Origin of the sequence: Mycolicibacterium austroafricanum, from assembly GCF_000612725.1 — a bacterium.
Lineage (GTDB): Bacteria > Actinomycetota > Actinomycetes > Mycobacteriales > Mycobacteriaceae > Mycobacterium > Mycobacterium austroafricanum.
In genome coordinates this window covers 207,629-228,366 of the sequence record NZ_HG964454.1, presented here as the reverse complement: position 1 = coordinate 228,366, position 20,738 = coordinate 207,629, and the positions used below count along the sequence as shown (strand labels likewise).

The 20,738-nt window shown below is 72.4% G+C and carries 18 protein-coding genes; 9 read left to right on the top strand and 9 right to left on the bottom strand.

The window, feature by feature from the left end; genetic code table 11:
* Positions 1–12 precede the first annotated feature (12 nt).
* Positions 13–906 carry a DUF881 domain-containing protein gene (locus BN976_RS18165; protein ID WP_011780346.1) on the bottom strand — a complete coding sequence of 298 codons (894 nt, stop codon included), beginning with the start codon at positions 904–906 and terminating at the stop codon, positions 13–15.
* The gene (locus BN976_RS18160; RefSeq protein ID WP_011780347.1) at positions 903–1,487 is read right to left on the bottom strand and encodes a CDP-alcohol phosphatidyltransferase family protein; all 585 of its coding nucleotides are present in this window, start codon (positions 1,485–1,487) and stop codon (positions 903–905) included. The genes BN976_RS18165 and BN976_RS18160 overlap by 4 nt, the downstream gene beginning before the upstream one ends.
* A 205-nt stretch (positions 1,488–1,692) precedes the next feature.
* On the opposite strand from BN976_RS18160, the gene BN976_RS18155 reads away from it, so the two are divergent.
* From BN976_RS18155 to BN976_RS18115, 9 genes are all read left to right on the top strand, one after another.
* Complete coding sequence (locus tag BN976_RS18155; protein ID WP_036372718.1) at positions 1,693–2,433, top strand: ABC transporter ATP-binding protein; 741 nt, start codon at positions 1,693–1,695, stop codon at positions 2,431–2,433.
* Positions 2,430–3,224 carry an ABC transporter permease gene (locus BN976_RS18150; protein WP_011780349.1) on the top strand — a complete coding sequence of 265 codons (795 nt, stop codon included), beginning with the start codon at positions 2,430–2,432 and terminating at the stop codon, positions 3,222–3,224. The genes BN976_RS18155 and BN976_RS18150 overlap by 4 nt, the downstream gene beginning before the upstream one ends.
* A gap of 112 nt (positions 3,225–3,336) precedes the next feature.
* Complete coding sequence (locus tag BN976_RS18145; protein WP_036372715.1) at positions 3,337–4,488, top strand: hypothetical protein; 1,152 nt, start codon at positions 3,337–3,339, stop codon at positions 4,486–4,488.
* Between the two features lie 2 nt (positions 4,489–4,490).
* On the top strand, positions 4,491–5,576 hold the full coding sequence (locus BN976_RS18140; RefSeq protein ID WP_036372711.1) for a hypothetical protein: 1,086 nt from the start codon (positions 4,491–4,493) through the stop codon (positions 5,574–5,576).
* On the top strand, positions 5,573–7,000 hold the full coding sequence (locus BN976_RS18135; protein ID WP_036372708.1) for an aldehyde dehydrogenase family protein: 1,428 nt from the start codon (positions 5,573–5,575) through the stop codon (positions 6,998–7,000). The genes BN976_RS18140 and BN976_RS18135 overlap by 4 nt, the downstream gene beginning before the upstream one ends.
* Positions 7,001–7,043: 43 nt before the next feature.
* Positions 7,044–8,270, top strand: coding sequence for an aspartate aminotransferase family protein (locus BN976_RS18130; protein WP_051558490.1), 1,227 nt, complete (start codon positions 7,044–7,046; stop codon positions 8,268–8,270).
* Positions 8,267–9,691: an amidohydrolase family protein gene (locus tag BN976_RS18125; protein WP_011780354.1), complete on the top strand. Its 1,425-nt coding sequence runs from the start codon at positions 8,267–8,269 to the stop codon at positions 9,689–9,691. Before BN976_RS18130 ends, BN976_RS18125 begins: the two co-directional genes overlap by 4 nt.
* Positions 9,688–11,283: a phytoene desaturase family protein gene (locus tag BN976_RS18120; protein ID WP_036372702.1), complete on the top strand. Its 1,596-nt coding sequence runs from the start codon at positions 9,688–9,690 to the stop codon at positions 11,281–11,283. The genes BN976_RS18125 and BN976_RS18120 overlap by 4 nt, the downstream gene beginning before the upstream one ends.
* A complete protein-coding gene (locus BN976_RS18115) occupies positions 11,280–12,263 on the top strand; it encodes a methyltransferase (protein WP_158498033.1) in 984 nt (327 codons plus the stop codon). The genes BN976_RS18120 and BN976_RS18115 overlap by 4 nt, the downstream gene beginning before the upstream one ends.
* Here BN976_RS18115 and BN976_RS18110 read toward each other — a convergent pair.
* From BN976_RS18110 to BN976_RS18080, 7 genes are read right to left on the bottom strand one after another with little or no spacing between them, the layout of a single operon-like run.
* Entirely contained in the window at positions 12,247–13,725 is a 1,479-nt protein-coding gene (locus BN976_RS18110; protein WP_051558489.1) for an amidohydrolase family protein, read from the bottom strand. The genes BN976_RS18115 and BN976_RS18110 overlap by 17 nt on opposite strands.
* Complete coding sequence (locus BN976_RS18105) at positions 13,718–14,605, bottom strand: polysaccharide deacetylase family protein (protein WP_011780358.1); 888 nt, start codon at positions 14,603–14,605, stop codon at positions 13,718–13,720. The genes BN976_RS18110 and BN976_RS18105 overlap by 8 nt, the downstream gene beginning before the upstream one ends.
* Positions 14,602–16,023, bottom strand: coding sequence for an FAD/NAD(P)-binding protein (locus tag BN976_RS18100; protein WP_011780359.1), 1,422 nt, complete (start codon positions 16,021–16,023; stop codon positions 14,602–14,604). The genes BN976_RS18105 and BN976_RS18100 overlap by 4 nt, the downstream gene beginning before the upstream one ends.
* Positions 16,020–17,258 (bottom strand): amidase family protein, encoded by a 1,239-nt coding sequence (locus BN976_RS18095; protein WP_051558488.1) that lies wholly within the window; start codon positions 17,256–17,258, stop codon positions 16,020–16,022. The genes BN976_RS18100 and BN976_RS18095 overlap by 4 nt, the downstream gene beginning before the upstream one ends.
* Complete coding sequence (locus BN976_RS18090; RefSeq protein WP_036372696.1) at positions 17,255–18,139, bottom strand: polysaccharide deacetylase family protein; 885 nt, start codon at positions 18,137–18,139, stop codon at positions 17,255–17,257. The genes BN976_RS18095 and BN976_RS18090 overlap by 4 nt, the downstream gene beginning before the upstream one ends.
* Positions 18,136–19,314 (bottom strand): amidase family protein, encoded by a 1,179-nt coding sequence (locus BN976_RS18085; RefSeq protein WP_051558487.1) that lies wholly within the window; start codon positions 19,312–19,314, stop codon positions 18,136–18,138. The genes BN976_RS18090 and BN976_RS18085 overlap by 4 nt, the downstream gene beginning before the upstream one ends.
* Positions 19,311–20,726 (bottom strand): 4-hydroxyphenylacetate 3-hydroxylase family protein, encoded by a 1,416-nt coding sequence (locus tag BN976_RS18080; RefSeq protein WP_011780363.1) that lies wholly within the window; start codon positions 20,724–20,726, stop codon positions 19,311–19,313. Before BN976_RS18080 ends, BN976_RS18085 begins: the two co-directional genes overlap by 4 nt.
* Between the last annotated feature and the right edge of the window lie 12 nt (positions 20,727–20,738).

The window sequence follows — 20,738 nt, the reverse complement described above, 5'->3', positions numbered from 1 at the left end:
AAGCGATGCCGATCACTTAAGCCCCATCTGTTTGGCGAAGTTGATGTCTCGGACCGATCCGGCGGGCAGCACAAGACCGTCGCCGCCGGAGACGTTGACCACCACACCGTAGGACGCCTCCAACAGCCGCAGCCGCTGCAGGCCCGCGCTGCGGTTGAAGTTGTCCTGCATCGCGTTCGGCGGCCCCACCGCGAGGATGGCATAGGGACTGGACACCGGCTGATTGTCGACGAGGATTCCGCCGCCGGCCTGCCGCATCGTCACGTTGGGGCCGATCCGCACCCCGCCGACGGAGATGGCCTCGGCTCCGCTGACCCACAGGGAGTTCACCACCAGCTGCAGGTCCCGGTCGAGGATCACCTGCATACTGCCCTCCACTCGCTGTTTGGACACGTCGGTCAGATTCGGCGACATCCCAGGATCGGTAACCGTGATCGTCACACCGGGGCCGATCACCGGGGTGGCCGCGGCGGCCTGCTCGGCCTGGTCGAGATCGGTCAGGAGTTGGCGGCCGGTGGCGTCGCCTTCCAGCCGGCTGCGCCGTTCGGCGTCGACCTCGGCGGTCAGGCTGTCGCGACGCTCGGCGGCCGTGTCGGCGGCGGCCTCGGCAGATCGCACGCTGCCCACCAACACCTGCTGCGACTCGCGCACACCGGAGGCGGTGTCGCGTGCCTGCGTCCAGGCGAGGCCGAACACCGTGGCCACCAGCACGGCGGCGACCACCTGCCACGCCATCTCCGACACCCTCCCGCGCCGTCGTGGTGCCTGCGCGGCAGCGGCGTAGCCGGGGTCGAGGTGTTCGGTGAGCAGCGACCGCAACAGCGACGGAACCGGAATGCGCGTCGGCGCATCCGCCCGGTGCGCGTCGCGCCCCGCGGAAAGGTCGTATCCCCCCAGACTGCTCATGACGGCGGCAACGTCCGCATCACCATCCCGACCTGCACGAGATAGAGCGCCCCCGACCACAGATACATCGCCAGACCCCAGATCAGGAACCCCCACCCGAGCGCCAGCACGACCCTGGCCCACTGGGCGTCGACCTGTCCGAGCAGCACCAGTGGCAGACCTGACATCAGCGCGAACGTGGCGGCCTTTCCGATGTAGGTGACCGGCAATGCGGTCAACCCGCGGCGGCGCAGCAGCGGAAGCGTGCCTGCCAGCACCAGATCCCTGCCGAGGAGCAACGCCACCACCCACCACGGAACGAAGCCCACCGCAGCCATCGAGATCGGGACGACGACCATGTAGATCCGGTCGACCAGCGGGTCCAGCAGTTCGCCGAGCCGCGACGACTGGCCGTCGAACAGCCGGGCGATCTTGCCGTCCGCCCAGTCGGAGGCGCCGCTGAACATCAGGATCGCGACAGCCCACCCCGTCGCACCGGCGGCCAGCAGCAGATACAGGAAGACCGGGACCAGCACGAGGCGGATCACCGACAGTGCGTTGGGCACCGTCAGCACCCGGTCACGCACAGGAGCGTGGTCCATGCGCTAAACCTAGCCGAGACACGGTGACCGGCCCGGCGCTGACGCCGTTTCGGCGCCGCGGGGGTGGCGCGACGGCCCGTCGGCCGGTGCACCTGTGTCCCCCTGTCCCACTGTTTGTAACAGAGCTGAGAACATCTACCGGACCGCAGTAAATTGGTCGTAAACCAGCCTGTGCCTGGGGAATCGCTCCCATAGCCTCGGCGGCATGCCGAATGCACCACGCCCCCTGGTGGAGTTCCACCGCGTGAGTCGCACCTTCGGAGCGGTCGACGCCCTGGCACCCTGTGATCTGGCGGTCAAGCGCGGCGAGTTCATCTCGATCATCGGACCGTCGGGGTGCGGCAAGTCCACCCTGTTGCGCCTTGCTTCGAAGCTCGACGAGCCCACCGCAGGTGCTGTCGAGTTCGCCACCGACAGTGTGGGATACGTCTTCCAGGACGCGACGCTGATGCCGTGGCGCACGGTGCGGCGCAACGTGGGCCTGCTCGCCGAGCTGCAGGGCCGCGGCCGCGCCGAGATCAGGTCGGAGGTCGAGTCCGCGCTTGCCACGGTCGGCCTCACCGATTTCGCCGAGCACCTGCCCCGCCAGCTGTCGGGCGGGATGAAGATGCGGGCCAGCCTGGCCCGCTCGCTGGTGCTCAAGCCCGAGGTGTTCCTGTTCGACGAGCCGTTCGGCGCACTCGACGAGATCACCCGCGGCCGTCTCAACCTCGTGCTGCAGGACCTGTTCCTGCAGCACTCCTTTGCCGGCCTGTTCGTCACCCACTCCGTGGAGGAGGCGGTCTTTCTGTCCAACCGCGTCGTGGTGATGTCGGCCCGCCCCGGCCGGATCGTCGACGAGTTCACCGTGCCGTTCGAGTTCCCCCGCGCGCTGGAGCTGCGTTATCAGCCCGAGTTCGCAGAACTCGCCGGACGGGTGGCCAAGTCTCTGGAGGAGGCGTCGTGACCGCACGCCGGATCGTGTCGCTGGCGGGGCCGCCGATGGCACTGCTGGCGGTGGTGATCGTCGCCTGGTACGCCGTCAGTTACCTGGTGCTCGACAGCAGCGAGAAGTTCCTGCTGCCCCCGCCCCACGACGTCGTGGCGCAGGGACTGCTCGACGCCGACACCCGCGACGACATCACCAGCGCACTGTGGGTGTCGGCGAAGGTGGCGATCATCGGGCTGGTCGCCGCGATCGTGATCGGTGGAGTTCTCGCGGTCGCCATGGCGCAGGCGAAATGGGTCGAACGCTCGCTGTACCCGTGGGTGATCCTGCTGCAGACGGTTCCGATCCTGGCCATCGTGCCGGTGATCGGCTTCTGGTTCGGGTTCGAGCTGTTCGCCCGCGTCCTCGTCGTCGTGATCATCGCCCTGTTCCCGCTGATCATCAACCCGCTGCAGGGTCTGCTGGGCGCCGACCGCGGCCTGCACGACCTGTTCACCCTGACCGGCGCGCGCCCGTTGACGCGGCTGCTGAAGCTGCAGATCCCGTCGGCCATGCCGGATGTCTTCGTCGGCCTGCAGAGCGCCGCCGGACTGGCGGTGGTCGGCGCGACGGTCGGTGACTACTTCTTCGGGCGCGGGCAGATCGGGTTGGGCATGCTGCTGGCCCGGTACAGCTCCCGGCTGCAGTCCGCCGAGATGCTGGCCACCGTCCTCACGGCCTGTCTGCTCGGCGTCGTCGCATTCTGGATCTTCGGCGCGCTCGGCCGCCGGATCGTCGGCAGATGGTCACCTGCGTGGGGGGCGCGCTAGGGAACCGACCACATCCGACCGCGGGCAACGACGCCCGCTCTCTTCGCCACCCCGCTTGCCGTCACCGGCGTTCTCAGCCGACTCCCGGCTCACTCCTGGAAGGGAACATTCAATGCGCACAACCGGCCTCCGACGGTCCGTCACCGTCACCGGCGCCCTGCTCGTCGCGTCCGCCACCGTTGCGGCCTGCGGCGGCAGCACCAGCGAGGAGTCCCCGGCCGCCGCCGGGGGCGTCCTCTCCGGCGTCTGCCCCGACACCGTGGTGATCCAGACCGACTGGGAGCCCGAAGCCGAACACGGCGGCGTGTACGCGCTGCTGGGTGACGACTACACCATCGACACGAATCGCAAGGCGGTGACCGGCCCACTGATGGCGGCCGGCGAACCGACCGGGGTGAACGTCGAGATCCGCATCGGGGGTCCGTCGGTCGGATACCAGTCGGCGCAGTCGCTGCTCTACCAGGACCGCGACATCCTGTTCGGCTACGGCCGCACCACCGAGTACATGGTCGCGCAGCAGGACACCCCCGTGACGGCCGTGCTGGCCACCATGGAGAAGAGTCCGTACGCCATCTACTGGGACCCGCAGACCTACCCGGCCGTCAAGAAGATCAGCGACCTCAAATCGACCGGCGCCGCGGTGTCGGTCGGCCCGGAGGAAGGCGTGTGGGTCGAGTACCTCATCGGGTCCGGCCAACTCGACGAGAAGCAGATCGACCGCAGCGACCAGAACAAGCCGGGGATGTTCGTCGCCGCCAAGGGCAAGCTCGCCGAGGCCGGCTTCATCACCGCCGAACCCTTCATGTACGAGTACGAGATCGCCGACTGGGGCAAGCCGGTGGTCGGAGAGCTGGTGGCCGACGCCGGCTACCCGGAGTACTTCCAGGCGCTGACCGTACGCACCCCCGACGTGCAGGCCCAGGGCGACTGCCTGAAGAAGCTCGTCCCGATCATGCAGCAGGCTCAGGTCGACTACATCAATGATCCGGCGGCCACCAACGCGTTGATCGTCAAGCTCGTCGGCGAGTACGACACCGGCTGGGTGTACAGCACCGAAGGCGCCGAATACGCCCACAAGACCGCGGTTGCCGACGGCATCCTCGCCGACGGCGCGGACGGCGTGATGGGCAGCTTCGACAAGGACCGCGTCCAGACCCTGATCGAGATCGTGGACCAGTACAGCGACGCCGACGTCGCCGGCATCACACCCGACGACCTGGTCACCAACGAGTTCCTCGACACCACGATCAGCGCCAAGAGCTGACGGTGACCGAGACTCCCGTGATGCCCGGCCCGGCCGCGATGGCCGGGCCGGACCCCGACGCGCTGCATCCACGCCACCGGCTGCCGTCGTCACAACGCAAGATCCGGCCGCCGTTCGTGCTCGACCCCAGCATGCGGTTCTACTCGCCGCAGGCCAATGTCGACGCCCTGGGCCACCAGCGGGTGGCCGAGTGGCTTGCCTACGTCCAGCACGACTGGGAACCCACGCCGGTGCCCGGCACCCGTGCCCGGCTCGGGTTGCTGCTGCCGTGCACCAAGTACAAGCCCTACGCCACCAGCCGCGAGCACCGCAGCGTCAACAGCGCGTTGCTGGCCGCAGGATGGCGCCCGTCACGCCCGTACGACGGTCCTGCCGAGCTGCGCGGTGTGCTTGACGACGCGGCACCCGAGGACGTGCTGAACACCGCACCACTGGTGCGTGACGGAGTCGTACTGGACCGGTTCGTGATCTCCGAACCGCTGGCACTGGTGCCCTACGAGCTGACCATGACGTTCCGCGGCGCCCAGGCCCCGGCCGCGTCCTACGACGATCCCGGCATGTTCGAGAACCGTGGCACCTCGGTGTCGCCGGAACGCGCCGACTGCACCGCCACCGCCCGGCGCGACGGGACGTGGGCGTGGGGGCCGGCCGAGCGGCAGGCCTACGCGGAGATGCACAACGCGATGGCCGACGCGCTGGGCGTCACGCTCGCCCGGATCTCCCCGGCCTACCGGACGCTGCTGGCGTGGGTCTCCCCCGGTCTGACACACCGCAGCTTCCTGGCCGACGCCGCGTTCCGCGCCGAGGACGGCCTGCCCACCGCGCGGCGCGGAGTGCGCGGTGAGATCCCGCTGCGCGGCGCACTCGACGCGGTGCCCGGCGTCGTGGACATACTGCCCACCCGCGAGCAGATCGCCTGCGCCAAAGAGGAACTCGCCGAACGGTTGCGCCGCGAAGGCCGCCCCGCCGGGACCGGGTCGGTGCGCGCGGTCTATGCCCGCGGCGACGGCCACGACACCCCGCTGGGCCTGCCGGAACTGACCGCCGCACTGGTGGCGCGGCTGGACTTCGAGGCGGCCCGGCTGTGACGGTGGCACCGCGCACCGTGCGGGCCGCGGGCACCGGCGAACCGGTCGGTCAGATCACCGCGCTGGCGATCGACGACGTCGCGACGGTGGTGGCCGCGGCCCGAGCCGCCTATCCCGACTGGGCGGCGGCCGCCCCGCACCAGCGGGCCACCCTGCTCGACGCGGCCGCCGACGAACTGGCTTGCGGCGCAGACGAACTCGCGGTGGCCCACGCCCGCGAGTCCGGCAAGATCCTGCCGCAGGCGCGCCACGAGGTCACCGGTGCGATCGCCCTGCTGCGCCGCAACGCCGAACTGGGCCGCACGCTGGCGGGCACACTCGCCCCGACCGGCGCGCTGCCCGGCGGCGAACGGGACCTGACCTTCGTCGAGCAGGTCCCGCTGGGCGTGGTGGTGGCTGTCATCCCGTTCAACTTCCCCGTCGAGCTGACGATGGAGAAGGCCGCCGCCGCATTGGCCGCGGGCAACGTCGCGATCGTCAAACTGCCGCCGCAGAACCCGCTGGCGACCCAGGCGGCGCTCGACGTGCTGTCCCGCCACCTGCCGCCCGGGGTGCTGCAGTACGTGGACGCCGACACGCCGACCTCCGCGGCGCTGTGCTCGGCCACCGGCGTCGACGCGGTGTCGCTGACCGGGTCGGTCGGCGCGGGGGTGTCGGTGGCCCGCGCGACCGCCCACCTGCTGCGGCCACTGCACCTTGAGCTCGGCGGCAACGGTGCGGCCATCGTGCGCGCCGACGCCGACCTGGACCTGGTGGTCCCCGAGACCCTGCGCGGCCGGCTGCTGATGAACGGTCAGGCCTGCGCGGCCACCAAACGGCTCATCGCGCACCGCGCGGTCGCCGCGGAATTGACCGAGCGTCTGGTCGCCGCGCTCGGTGACGTCACGCCGCAGGACCCGCTCGCCGACGGCGCCCGGCTCGGCCCGCTCATCGATGACGCCGCCGCGGCCCGCGTCGAACAGCAGGTGGCGCGCGCGGTCGACGACGGCGCCGTCCGGGTGCTCGGCCACGCCCCCGACGGCGCCTGGTGCGTCCCGTCCGTGCTGGCCGACGTGCCCCGCACCGCCGCCGTGCTGCACGACGACGAGATCTTCGGCCCGGTGTTCCCCGTCACCGCGGTCGACAGCGACGCCGAGGCCGTGGCCCTGGCCAACGCAACCAGGCTGCGGCTGACCGCCGCGGTGTTCTCCGCCGACTGGCCGGCGGCGATGGCGATGGCGGCGGGGCTGGACTTCGGCGGCGTCGTCGTCAACGGCACCAACAACTACCGGCCGCCGGTGGTGCCGTTCGGCGGCGTCGACCTCGCAGGCAGCGGACGGGAAGGCCTGGGCTGGACTCTCGGTGAGCTCACCCGCACCCGCTTCATCGCGTTGCGGGGTCTGCGGCCGGCCGGGGTGGTCCCGGCCTGCTGCCCGCGGACGTGATGGGCCGCGCCCCGCGACCCGTCACATCCACCCAGGAGATCCGTTGAACCCCACCATGTCCGGCGTCGAGATCGAGTCCTACCGGGACCGCTTCGTGCGCCACCTGTCCCAGACCGTGCCCGGCCGCAAGGAATTCGTCGTCGCCGAGGCGCGCGGCTGCACCGTCACCACCGCCGACGGCCGCAGCTACCTCGACATGACGTCAGGCATCGGCGTCGCCAACGTCGGTCACTGCCACCCGCGGGTGGTCGAGGCGATCCAGGCCCAGGCCGCCCGCTACGCCCACGTCAACGTCTACGGCCGCTTCGTCGTCCCTGAACAGGTCGAGCTCGTCGAACGGCTGACCGGGGCGGCCGGCGCCGGTTTCGACATGGCCTACCTGACCTCCTCGGGGGCCGAATCCACCGAGTGCGCAATGAAATTGGCGCGCAAACACACCGGACGGCCGAAGTTCGTGGCGTTCGAACGGGCCTACCACGGGCGCACCCTCGGCGCCCTGTCGGTGAGCTGGCGTGAGGAGTGGCGTGCCCCGTTCGAACCCCTGCTCGACGAGGTGATGTTCGTGCCCTACGACGACCTGACCGCCGCCGCGGCAGCCGTCGACGACCGCACCGCGGCGGTGATCGTCGAACCCATCCAGGGCGAGGGCGGCATCCGGGTGCCGTCCGACGACTTCCTGCCCGGGCTGCGCGAACTGTGCGACGCCACCGGCGCGCTGCTGATCGTCGACGAGGTGCAGGGCGGCATGGGCCGCTCCGGGCGGTGGTTCGCCCACCAGCACACCGATGTGCGCCCCGACATCATCACGATGGCCAAGGCGGTCGGCGGCGGACTGCCACTCGGGGCGGTGCTCGCCTCGGCCGAACTCTTCGCCACCTTCGTCGACCCGCCGCTGTCACACCTGACCACGATGGGCGGCAACCCGGTGGCCTGCGCGGCCGGCATCGCCGCGTTCGACGTCATCGCCGACGGCCTGCTCGACCGTGTCGTGGAGGCCGGCGAGTATCTGCGCACCGGCCTCGCGGCACTGTGCGACGAGTTCGCCGGGCTGCTCGTCGACGTCCGCGGCCGGGGTCTGTGGTGCGCGATCGAACTGTCCGTGGACGCCAACCCGGTGGTGGCGCGCATGCAGCAGCTCGGCGTGCTGGTCGGCTCCGTGCTCAACCAGTCGGGCACGGTTCGGATCATGCCTCCGCTGGTCATCAGCGACGCCGAGATCGACACCTTCGTCGGCGTGCTGCGCACCGTGCTCGGCGAGGTGGCGTCGTGACGGAATTCCTGGTCCGCGGCCGCTATGTGCTGTCCATGGCCGGCCTGCCCGCACCGGCCGAGCGCGTCCGCACCCCCGGCGCGCATCTGGACGGCGTACTCACCGACGCGGCCGTGCATGTGCGCGACGGCGCGATCGTCGCGGTCGACGGCTACGCCGCACTGGTCGCCGCGCAGGCGCACCTGCCGGTGCACGGCGACGGCACAGGTCTGGTGATCCCGGGCCTGATCTCCACCCACACCCACCTGTCCGAGTCGCTGGCCACCGGCATGGGTTCGGAGCTGTCCCTGTTCGAGTGGGCCGACGCGATCGTCGCGCCGCTGGGCATGGTGCTGACCCGCGAGGACGCCGCCGAGGGCACCGCGCTGCGCGCGATCGAGATGCTGCTGTCGGGGGTGACCACCGTCAACGACATGTTCTGCCACACCAACATCGGCTCGCGGGCCAGCCTCGGTGTGGTCGACGGCCTCACCCGCGCCGGGATGCGCGGCGTCGTCGCCTACGGCGCCGAGGATCTGCCGCTGCTCGAGCGCAGCACCCTCGCGCCGGGCGACGTCATCGACGACGTGCTCGCCGAACAGCACGACCTGGCCGCGCACGCGGCGACCGCGCCGCTGCTGGACTTCCGCTACGGCGTCGGCACGCTGCTCGGGCAGAGCGACGAGCTGCTCGCCGCCGGGGTCGAGGAGTGCCGCCGCGCCGGCTGGGGTGTGCACACCCATCTGGCCGAGGTGCGCGAGGAGGTCACCACCGCACGGCACCGGTGGGGGCACCGCACGGTGGAGCATTCCTTGCGGGCCGGGCTGTTCGAGCGCCCGCTCATCGCCGGTCACGGCGTGTGGCTCACCGAGGCCGACATCGCGACGTTCGCCCGGCACGGCGCCGCGATCGCCCACAATCCGGTCGCCAACATGATCCTGGCCTCCGGGGTGTGCCCGGTGCCGCGGCTGCGCGCGGCCGGGGTGCCCGTCGGCATCGGCACCGACGGCGCGGCCTCCAACGACAGCCAGGACATGCTGCAGGCGGTCAAGGCGGCGGCGCTGCTGCAGAAGGTGCACCACCTCGACGCGCTGGTGGTCGACGCGCTCGACGTGCTGACGATGGCGACCATCGACGGCGCGCGGGCGCTGGGCCTGGACCACCTGGTCGGATCGCTGGAGCCCGGCAAACGCGCCGACATCGTGCTGCTGCAGGACACCGTCGACGTCGCGGTGCTGCACGATCCGGTGGCCCAGCTGGTGTACGGCGCGTCGCCGCGGTCGGTGCGCGACGTGTGGGTGGACGGCGTGCAGGTGGTGGCCGATCACCGGTGCACGACCGTCGACGAGGCCACCCAGATCGCCCGCTGCCGCCCGCTGGCCGACCGGGTCGGGGTGAAGGCGGGCCTGGTCGCCACCGGCCACTCCGTGGTGACCGGGTGAGCACCGGGGTGTCCGATGTGCTCGTCGTCGGTGGTGGGCACAACGGGCTGATCGCCGCGCTGCGGCTGGCCCGGGCCGGCCGCCGCGTCACCGTGGTCGAGCAGGGCGCCGAACCCGGGGGATGCGTGTGGACCGACCGCCACCCGTCCGGTGTCCTGGTCGAACGCGGCGCCTTCGAGCACGGCGGGGTGTACCCGATGGCCGTCGAGCTCGGCCTCGACGACCCCGCGCTCGGTGACCGCGCGGTGCGCTACCGCGAGCATCCCGTGCTGGCCGGTGTCGCCTTCGGCGACGGGCAGCGGCGCGTCTTCTACAGCGATGTGGCGGCCACCGTCGCGGCGCTGGGCGCCGACGGGCCCGGCTACCGGCACCTCGTCGAACTCGCCGACGCGCTGTTCGGGATGCTGGACACCTTCGGCACCGCGCCCACGCTGACCCAGGTGGCGGCCGCGCTGGCCGCGCTGCCCGGAGGCGACGAACTGTTCCGCACGCTGCTGCAACCCGCCGAGACGGTGCTCGACGCCGCCGTCTCGGATCCGCACACGCGCGCGGCGATGGCGCTGCAGGCCGCTCACGCCCAGGTGCCGGCCTGGGCGCCGGGCAGCGGGCTGTTCGCGTTGCTGTTGCCCGCCTCGCATCGCAGCCCCGCCGTCCGCCCCGCCGGCGGATCCCGGGCACTGGTGGACGCACTGGTCGCCGCGCTCGAGCGGGCCGGCGCCACGGTGCGCACCGGCGCGGCCGTCGTCGCGATGGGCAGCACGGAAAGCCCGGCCGCCACGCGGGGCCGGGTGGAACTGGCCGGCGGCGCGGTGCTGACCGCCGACGCGGTGGTGTCGGCCATCGGGTTGCCGCGCACCGCCGCGCTGCTCACCGACCCTGCCCCGGCGATGCGCGCCACCGCACGCGGACTGCACAGCGGGCACTTCAACATCGCGGAGCTGACGGTCACCGTCGTCCACGACCGCGCGCACGCCCTGCCGCTGCAGGATCCCGACGCCGTCTGGTACACGCTGAGGTCTCCCGCGGATGTGCGCACCGGATTCGCCGAGGTGCTGGCCGGCCGGTTGCCGTCCTCGCCGTGGTCGATGGTCGGTCAGGTGGGTCAGCCCGACGGGATCACCGGTGGCGCGGTGTGGATGAGCTCGATCGTGCCGCTGCACCGGGCCGACGGCGAGTGGACGCCGGAACGGGAACGCGAGGCCGCCGACCGGGTTATCGACCAGGTCGGGTCGGTGCTCGGTGTGGACCTGCGCGACGGCCTCGTCGACGTCGTGGTGTCCGGTCCGCTCACCTGGGCGGCCCGGATCGGCGGTGACGGCAACCCCAACCACCTCGACAACACCCTCGACCAGCTTCTGGGGTGGCGCCCCCCGGGCCATGCCGACATGCGCACCGAACTGCCGTGGCTGTTCCTGGCCGGCGCCGGGCAACATCCCGGCGGCGGGTTGTCCGGGGCGTCGGGCAGCGCGGCCGCGGCGGCGGTACTGGGTACGCGCCGCCGCGACCGGCTTGATCGCCGCGCCGTGCGGGAGGTGCACGCGTTGTGGTCGGGCCTGACCGCGTACCGCGCGATGCGCCGGGGTCCGCGATGAACCCGGGCGTGTTCGACGTCATCGACATGATGACCGGCTATCAGCCGGCGGCGGCGCTCACCGCGGCCGCGCGTCTCGGCGTGTTCGACGTGCTGACGGATGCGCCGCTGCCTGCTGATGCCGTCGCCGCCAGGCTCGGCACCGATCCGCTGGCCACCCGTGCGCTGCTGGACGCACTGACCGGCCTCGGGTTGCTCGGCACCGAGGACGGCGGTTACACCGCGGCGCCGGTCGCGCGCCGGCTCGGCCGGGATGGGGATCTGCGCCTGATCGCGGAGAAGGAGGCGTTCTTCGCCGAAGCGTGGCTGTCGCTGGCCGACAGTGTGCGCACCGGACGTCCCCGGCTCGATCCGTGGCGGTCGAGGCTGGCCGCCGAGCCGGAGCAGGTCCGCCGCTTCCTGGAGGCGCTCGTCGTGCTGGCGCGCGAGACCGGTCCCGACCTGACCCGGCTGCCCGGCGTGGGACCGGGTGTGCGGATCGCCGACCTCGGCGGCGGACTCGGCTCCTACGCCGTGCCGCTGGCCGCGGCGGGCGCGCGGGTCACGCTGGTCGACCTGCCGCCGGTGGCGGCGTGGGCGCGGGGCCGGCTCGCCGGGTCGGGCGTGCCCGGGCAGATCGAGGTGCGGGCGGTCGACCTGCTCGGGCCCGATGCCGCCGAGCGGGTGGGCACCGACGCCGGCTACGACGTGGTGCTGCTGGCGCATCTGCTGCACGACCTGGGCGACGACGACTGCGCCGCCGTTCTGCAGGTGGCGGCCACGGTGTGCCGCCATGGCGGGCAGGTGGTGGTCTTCGAATTGCCGGGCGACCCGCCGGGCGCGTTCGGGCCGATGTTCGACCTGATGATGCGCGTCGAGACCGAGGGCCGGGCGCGGCGGGCCGACGAACTCGTCGCGCTGTTGCGCGCGGCCGGGTTCACCGGCGTGCACGAGTCGGGCGCCTACCGGCGCCCGCACGGGGTGTTCATCGCCAGCCGATGAGACGGCGCACCGGAGACGGCGCCCGGCGCAGCCCGGCCAGCGCGGTCGCCGCCAGGGCAGCCTGGCGGTCGGCGTCGGCGCGCGCTGGCGCCACCCGGGCGCAGAACTCCTCGACCAGCGTGTCGAACCGGTTCAGTGCCGCCGCGACGTCCAGGTGCGGGAACGCGCGGTCACGGTAGACGAACCGCCCGCCGACGACGACATCGGTGACGTCGGCGGCGCGCGCCGCGGTCAACAGCTGGTTGGCCAGATCGGTGGGCGGCCGGAACGCCCGGGCGCCGAGGTCGAGCAGTGCGAAGTCGGCGCGTTGGCCGGGCGCCAGCCGACCGGTGTCGGTCCAGCCGCAGGCCGCCGCACCGCCGGCCGTGGCGGCGTCCAGGGTCTCCTCGACGGTCAGCCACTGGCGGGCAGGCCGCTCACTGACCCTCGACAGCAGCGCGGTCAGCCGCACCGCGTCGAGCGCGTCGAACGCGTCGGCGGAGTTGGCGCCGTCGGTGCCGACCGCCAGCCGCAGGCCGGCTGCCAGCATCGCGCGGGTGTCGGCGATGCCGGACCCCAGCCGCAGATTGCTGCCGGGCACCGTGACCGCGACCGCGCCGGAGGCGGCCAGCATCCTGATGTCCTCGTCGTCGACCCAGATGGCGTGCGCCACGGTGAGCCGGTCGCCGAGCACACCGAGGCGGGCCAGTTCGCGGGTGATCGAATGCCCGAACCGCGACGCGCCGGCCAGTGCCTGCGGTTTGGATTCGGCGAGATGGGTGTGCACCCGCAGCCCGTGTTCGGCGGCCAGCCGACCCAACCCGACCGTCAGCTCCGGGGTGCAGTGTCCCGGGATGGTGGGGGCCAGCGCGGGCATGACTCCCTGAAGCGCCGGGAAGTTCCGGACGTAGGCCGTGCACGCGGCGAGGACGTCGGCTGTCGACGGGCCCGGTTTGCCCGTTGCCGGCGCCCCGCAGCACGCCCCGATCGCAGGCATCGCCTCGTGCAGTGTGCGGTCGGCCACCATCGGCGCCAGCACGGTGCGCAGCCCGGCGCGGGCGTAGCCGCGGGCGGCGGCGTGGCAGCCGGCCGGGTCGGGGCCGCCGGCCTGGGCGATGAGATCGAATGCGCCGGTGCACCCGGAGGCGATCAGCTCGGTGGCGGTCAGCAGGGCGGCCAGCTCGGTGAGTTCCTCGGAGCGGGGCGCGGCCATCCAGCCGCCGTTGAGCAGTGAGTCCTCCAACGTCCAGGCCCGTGCGGCGCCGCGCGCCGGCGCGGTGTGCGAATGGGTGTGCGCGTTGATCAGTCCCGGGATCACCAGTCGGCCGGTCACGTCGTGGGTGGCGGCGTCGACGCCGGCGAAGCCGCCGGGCGCCGCGACGGCCTCGATACGGCCGCCTGCGATGAGAAGGTCGGCGGGCCGCGGGCGCCACTGCGGGCCGGTCAGCACGATGCCGCCGTGCAGAACCTGCCGCTCAGTCATGAGGGTGGGTCCGGCGCCAGTGGTCGGCGATGGCCGAACGGGTGCACACCCACACGTCCTCGTGGCCGCGCACGTGGTCCAGGAATCGTGCGAGCCCGGCCGCCCGGGCCGGATGCCCGGTCAGCCGTGGATGCACCGACACCACGAGCATCGCCCCGCCCTCGGCGTAGAGGACGTCGAACGCGTCGCGCAGGTAGGTGAATGCGTCCTCGCTGGTGGCCCACCAGCCCTTCGCGTACTTGTTGTCGTTGTTGGAGAACGTGTGCGGGATGACCAGGTGCGGGCACTCCCCCACCCGGGTCCAGTACGGCAGCTCGTCGTCGTAGGCATCCGAGTCGTAACTGAAACCGCCTGCGCGGACCAGGATTTCACGGGTGTGCAGGGACGGTCCGTATCGGCAGTACCAGCCGGCCGGCCGTGCTCCCCAGGTCTGCTCGAACGAGGCCAACGCCAGCTCGAGCTGTCGGTGTTCCTGCTGCGGGCTCAGCAGGTAGTGCTTGGTGAACCGGTAGCCGTGGCCGAGCAGATCCCAGCCCGCCGCACGCGCGGCCGTCGCGACGTCCGGGTTGCGTTCCAGCGCCACCGCGCACGCCGAGGCCGTCGCCACCAGGCCGCGCTCGGTGAGTAGTCGGTGCACGCGCCAGAAGCCCACGCGACTGCCGTAGGCCATCATCGACTCGGCCGCCAGGTCGCGGCCCGGCACGTCCGCGCCCGCGTCGGCGGCATCGGTCAGCGGCGCCTCGCTGCGCGCCGCGCCGTCGCCGACCGAGTCCTCGGCGCCCTCCTCGATGTTGACCGCGATGTTCACCGCCAGCCGCGCACCGTCCGGCCAGCGCGGGTCCGGCCGGTGCCTGCCGTAGCCGATCAGGTCACGGGTCACGACATGCCCACCCGGTCCGCCGGCCGGCCCAGGTCCACCAGTTCGGCCACGTCGTAGTCCTGATAGGAGGCGAAGAGCCGGTGCCGGTCCTCCAGGAACAACGCCCGCGAGAGCGCGTCGGCCAGCCGCCTGCCGCCTGCGCCCAGACCCGAGTTCATGTTGCCGTTGAGACCCATCGACAACCTTGCCCCGTAGGTGAAGTCGTGCACCCGGCTCAGCCACGGCGCGCTTCCCCGGTCGCGTTCGGTGAATTCGAAACCCGGCCCGAGGTACGGATAGCCGAGCAGTGAGTTGTCCTCCCAGCCGGCCGGCGCGGTGAAGCGGTCCGCCCACACCGCGACACGGCCTGCCAGGTCCCGCAATTCGGGCCGCGCGGCGAGGTCGACGTTCGGGCCGGTGCCGCTGATCACGGCGTCGAACCGGAACTCGTCGGCGCCGGCGCGCACCACGATCTCGTCGCCGTCCATCCGCACGGCCGACCAGTCCGCCGCCGTGTGCCAGGCGAAGGTGTCCCAGCGCGTGCAGCGGTACCAGGTCTGTTGCGGCGGGGGCTGATTGGTGCGGGCGAACTGCACGGTGAACTTCCACTTGTCCTCGTCGGGCAGGTCCGGGAAGTGCGCGCCGAACGCGTAGAACTCCATCCAGCGGAACGGGTTGACGCGTGGCACCTGCGCCCGCCGGTAGAACAGGTCGACGCTGGCCGCGCCGTGCTCCAGCGCGCTGGCACCGTAGTCGAACGCCGACGCGCCGCCGCCGAGCACCCCGACCCGCTGTCCGGCGAACCGGCGGAAGTCCACCGGGGCTCCCGTGTGCACGTAGCGCTGCGGCGGCAGCGCGGCCCGGATGACCGGCGGGACGCTCCACTCGCCGTTGCCCGCCATCCCGGTGGCCAGCACCACCCGCCGCGCGAACGTGCGCCCGCCGGTGTGGCTGACCTCCAGCACGCCGTCCCCGGCGTCCCGGATCCCGGTGACGGCGACGTCGTTGCGCATCCGCGGTTCGGTGGCCGCCCGGAACCAGACCAGGTAGTCCTGCCAGTGCTCCTTGGGGATGAACTGGATTGCCTCCCAGGCGTCGTCGCCGTGCGCGGCGCGGTACCAGGATTCCGGCGTCAGCGCGGGCAGCCCCTGATCCGGACCGGTCAGCCCCTTGGGGGTGCGCAGGGTGTGCATCGCCGCGTACGTGGTCCACGGCCCCTCCGCCCCGGCGGGTGCGGATTCCAGGATCACGGTGTTGGTGATGGCGCGCCGCTTCAGCGCGAACGCCACCGTCAACCCGGCCTGTCCGCCGCCGACGATCAGCACGTCGACCACTGGTTCGCCGTCATGCTGCCGCGAGGTCAGCCACTGCGGACGCGGATAGGCGGTCAGTTCCAGTTCCCGGCGGACCCGTTCGGCCAAGGCGTCCAGCGCCGTCATGCATTCACTCCCGTCTCAGCCAGAACCCGCGCGGCGGCGAGCAGCTCCTCGTCGCGGCCCTCGAACCCGAGCAGCTGCACGCCCTGCGGCAGACCGTCGACCGTCAGCCACGGCGCCGTCAGCGCGGGGATACCGAGCAGCGACGACGTCGCGGGCAGCCGACGGCACCCGGTGCCGGCGTGACCCGCCGGCGCCGGGTTGGTGGTGGCCAGCGCCACCAGCACGTCGTAGTGCTCCGCCAGCTGCGCCCAGGCGCCGCGCAACCGGTCGCGCCGCGCCAGTGCCCGCGCGGCCCCGTCCGCACCGAGCGCGGCGGCGTGCCCGACCATCTCCCGCAGCCGCGGGTCCGTTTCGCCCGCGGCGGCGTAATGGGCAAGCCGCGACGCGCTCTGCGCGGCGAACAGATCGAAGCAGGTGCGCCCGGATCCGGCGAGCAACCGGTCCGTCTCGGCCAGCACCGGCGTATCGGTGGCGACCGTGACATCCGGCCCGGCGAGCCTGCTCAGCAGATCGTCGAGCGCGGCGACGGTGGCACGCCGCGGCAGCCCGCCGTCGTCGAGTCGTAGCCGCCCGACGCGCAGCGGGCCGGACGGGGCGACGGGCACCCGGGACGGTTCGGCGAGCACCCCGAACACCGCGTCGAGGTTGTCGAGCGAGGCGGCGATCAGCCCCAGGTCGTCGAGGACGTCGGCGAGCAGGTGCATGCCCGCCCGCGGCAGGCGCAGGTGTGACGGCTTGAAACCCCATGCGCCGCAATAGGATGCCGGCCGCAGCGTGGAGGCCTGACTCTGGCTGGCCAGCGCCACCGGCACCATTCCGGCGCCGACGGCCGCCGCCGAGCCCGCCGAACTGCCGCCAGGGGTGTGGCCCGGCCGGTGCGGGTTGTCGGTGCCGGTGGTGGTGCCGCACGCGAACGGCGTTGTGGTGGTCATGCCGACGACGACGGCGCCGGCGCGCCGCAGCCGAGCCACGGCCTCGGCGTCCTCGGTGGCGATCCGGCCGGCGAACACGATGGAGCCGAACGTGACCGGCATCCCGTCGACGTCGATGATCTCCTTGACCGCGACCGGCATGCCGGCCAGCGGACCGACCGCGCGGGTGGCGGCGGTCCGCGCGGCGTCGACGTCGACGTGGGTGAATGCCCGGACCCCCGGTTCCAGCTCGGCGAGCATCTGCGCCGAACCTGCCAGATAGTCCGCGGCGTCGCCGGTCCACGGCCGCAGCGCGGCGGTCACGGCGCCGGCACCTGACCGACGAACCAGTCGTGGATCTGCGACGACGTCACCGCGGCGACGTCGGGCGCGCCGACCACGGCCGCCACGATCTGGTCGATCTCACCGATGCGGTGCGCCACCCCGACGATGTGCGGGTGCAGCCCGATCGGCATGACCACCGGGTTGACCGCACCTTCGACGCGGTGGCGCTCCAGGCTGCGCAGGGTGCGGTCGGCCAGGGCGCCGTCAGCCTGCAGCCCGATCTGATAGGTGGTGACGTCGTTGAGGGTCAGCGTGTACGGCAGCCCCAGGATCGGACCCGCCGGGGTGGTCAGCCACACCGGCCGGTCGTCGATCATCCAGTCGTGGTTGAACTCCAGGCCGTGCTCGCGCATGATCCGCAGCGATTCGTCGGTCTGGTTCATGCCCGGGCTCAGCCAGCCGCGTGGCCAGCCGCCGGCGCCGAAGCGCTGCCGGATCCGCGAGACTGCTTCTGCGACAACGGGTTCCTCCTCGTCGTAGGACTGGATCGAGCGCTGGCGAACGCCGTGGGCGACCACCTCCCAGCCCCGTTCGTCGATCAGGTCGGCGACCTGCGGGTAGTGGTCGATCACGTCGGCGTTGAGCGCGACGGTGACCGCGCTGCCCAGCGGGGCGAGCGCCTCGGCCAGGCGCGGCAGTCCCGACCGCAGCCCGTAGAGAACCCACGAGTGGTTGGCCACGTCGGGGACCACCGACACCCCGTGCGGGGCGGGCAGCGCCGCACGGGGCATCGGCTGGTCCAGCGTCCAGTGCTCGAGGTTGACCACGACATTGACCAGCACCGTCGCCGCCGCCGGCGGGGTCAGCCGGGGCGCCTGGGTGCTGAGCGCGAACGGGGCCGGGGCGCGGCGCTCGGTCACTGCACCGCCTCCGCCAGCGAGAGCAGCAGCTCGTCGTCGCCGGGCAGCCCGAGCAGGGAGGCCCCGACCGGTGCGTCGGTGCCACAGCCCGGATCGGTGACGGTGCCCTGCGGCACGGTCAGCTGCGGCGCGCCGGCCAGCGACGCCGGCACCACGAACGCCAGGTTGCGGTCGCGGTAGGCCATCAGCGCGGCATGGTCGGCGGTGCGCGCGGGGGCGGCGTCCATCGTGGTGGGCAGCACCGCGACCGCGCCGGCGAGCAACCCGTGCAGGTGCTCGCGGAACCGTGTGCGCTGTGCTTCGGCGACCTCGACCTCTGCGTCGGTCACCGAGGCGGCGGCGCGGATCCGTTCGGCGATGCCCGTCCCCAACACGGGGCGTGCCTCGGCCACCCAGGCGCCGTTGGTGTCCCACAGCTGCGCGCTCATCAGCGGCCAGAACACCCGCACCGGATCCGGGCCGCCGCCCAGGGATGCGGTGCGCAACGGGAGACCCAGGCGCTCGGCCCACCGGGCCGCGGTGGCGCGGGTACGAGCCGCAACGTCTGCCGACGCCAGCGCCGCCAAGTCGGTCAGCAGCACCAGCGCCGTGACCTCGCGCGGCGTGCGCGGTGTCGTCAGCACACTGAAAGCCTTTGCCAGAAAAGATGTTTCGACTGCCATCAGCCCGACCGTGTCGAACTCCGGCGCCATCGCGCGCACCCCGGCGGTGTCGATGCGGCCGTGGGTGGTGCGCAGGCCGGCCAGCCCGCAGAACGCGGCGGGCACCCGGATCGAACCGCCGGTGTCGGTGCCCAGCCCCAGCTCGGCCTGCCCGCCGGCGACCAGGCTGGCGGAGCCGCTGCTCGACCCGCCGGGCACCCGGTCGGGCGCGGCCGGGTTGGGCGGCGTGCCGTAGTGGGCGTTGACGCCGAACATCCCCATCGCGAGTTCGTCGGTGGCGGTCTTGGCGACCACCGTCGCCCCGGCCGACAGCAGCGCGGCCACCGCTGCCGCGTGGTGCGCCGCCGCGGGGCCGGCGGCCAGCGTCGGATTGCCTGCCGCCGTGACGGTCCCGGCCACGTCGAACAGGTCCTTGACGGCGACGCGCACACCGTCGCATGCTCCGCGCCCGGTCGGTGGCACCACTGTCCGCCCGGCGGGGGCCAACGCACCGTCGATGGTCTGGCCGGTCATGCGCGGTAGGACGCCAGGAAGTCGCCGACGAGCGCCTCGGCGTCGGCGAAGGGATAGAAGCGGTGCGCGTGCGCCCTCACCGTCGCCACCGCGCCGGAGTAGAACCGCTCGTACTGCACGTGCCGGCCTGCGAACTCCGAGCCGACCAGATCCCAGGCCAGCTTGAACAGCTTGACCCGCTCGGCCACCGGGAACCGGTCCGAACCCATCAGCACGTCCATCGCCGCCAGCTCCTCGGGGTCGTCGAAGTCACGCACCGACGACGGCACCTGGATGACGCCGCCGCCTGCGAGCTCGCCGAGCAGCTTGATGGCCTTCGGGTACACCTCGGTCTGCATGCCGAGGGCGGCGTAGAGGTACTTGCCCGCCGGCCGGTACACCCCGTACTCGTCGCGCTCGGCGTGGCTGTGCGCGGCGTGGGTCAGCGCCTCCGACACGGTCTGCACGGTCGCCAGTTCGGCGAGCTGTCCCTTGATCGCCGGATCGGTGTCGCGGCCGTTGGCCTTGACGATCAGGCTGGCCACCCCGGTGACGAACCGCAGCTTGGCGGTGAGCCGGATGATCGACTGCAGGTTGCCGATCTGATGGGCGGCGGTGCCGAAGAACTGGCTGTTGACCACTGTGACGTCACCGGCGGCGAACACGCTCGACCACGGCACCAGCACACGGTCGAACACCACCATCGCGTCGGTCTCGTCGAACCGGGTGCTCAGCGGGTAGTCGAACGGCTCCCCCGCGGTGGCATACGGCCTGCGACACAACAGTTTCAGCCCGGGCGCCGAGATCGGCACCACGAACGACACCGCCCGGTCCGTCTCGTCGGGGGCCAGCGGCCGGATGCTGGTCACGAAGATCGCGTCCGCCACGGCGGCGCCGGTGCCCAGCATCTGGGCGCCGTCGACGACGATGCCCTCGGCGGTCTCCTCGACCAGCCGCACCGGCCGCACCCGGCTGGTCGGGTCGTTCGGGTTGGCCTGGGGCGGGACGATCGAGTTGGTGACCCACAGGCCACGCTCGGCCGCGTACCGGTGGTAGCACTGCACGCCGCGGCCGAGCTGGTGCCGCTCGGTGTCGAAAAGCTCTGGGCGTGAGGAGAATCCGGCCAGAAGTCCGGCGACGTGGTCGGGGCCCCGGCCGATGAAGCCGTGCGTCAGCGCGCTCCACTGCTCCAGCGCCGTCCTGCGGAGTTCGTGCTGCTCGCGGGTGCGCGGGCAGGTGAAGATCGCCAGCCGGCCGGTGCCGGGGTCGACCAACGGCGACCCCTCGGCGCACGAGGCGTCGTAGACGGCCGCCATCGTCGCGACCACGCCGGCGAACGCGGGATGGTCGGCGACGCGGGAGACCTTGTCCCCGTTGACGTAGACGCAGCGCCCGTCGTCGAGGGCGCGCACATAGTCGGCACCGGATCGCATGGTCGGTGTCTC

What these genes read in the sequence shown, in the direction of transcription:
- BN976_RS18165 (WP_011780346.1), bottom strand. Translation starts at nt 906, where the DNA reads ATGAGCAGTCTGGGGGGATACGACCTTTCCGCGGGGCGCGACGCGCAC.
- BN976_RS18160 (WP_011780347.1), bottom strand. Translation starts at nt 1,487, where the DNA reads ATGGACCACGCTCCTGTGCGTGACCGGGTGCTGACGGTGCCCAACGCA.
- BN976_RS18155 (WP_036372718.1), top strand. Translation starts at nt 1,693, where the DNA reads ATGCCGAATGCACCACGCCCCCTGGTGGAGTTCCACCGCGTGAGTCGC.
- BN976_RS18145 (WP_036372715.1), top strand. Translation starts at nt 3,337, where the DNA reads ATGCGCACAACCGGCCTCCGACGGTCCGTCACCGTCACCGGCGCCCTG.
- BN976_RS18115 (WP_158498033.1), top strand. Translation starts at nt 11,280, where the DNA reads ATGAACCCGGGCGTGTTCGACGTCATCGACATGATGACCGGCTATCAG.
- BN976_RS18110 (WP_051558489.1), bottom strand. Translation starts at nt 13,725, where the DNA reads ATGACTGAGCGGCAGGTTCTGCACGGCGGCATCGTGCTGACCGGCCCG.
- BN976_RS18100 (WP_011780359.1), bottom strand. Translation starts at nt 16,023, where the DNA reads ATGACGGCGCTGGACGCCTTGGCCGAACGGGTCCGCCGGGAACTGGAA.
- BN976_RS18085 (WP_051558487.1), bottom strand. Translation starts at nt 19,314, where the DNA reads ATGACCGGCCAGACCATCGACGGTGCGTTGGCCCCCGCCGGGCGGACA.
- BN976_RS18080 (WP_011780363.1), bottom strand. Translation starts at nt 20,726, where the DNA reads ATGCGATCCGGTGCCGACTATGTGCGCGCCCTCGACGACGGGCGCTGC.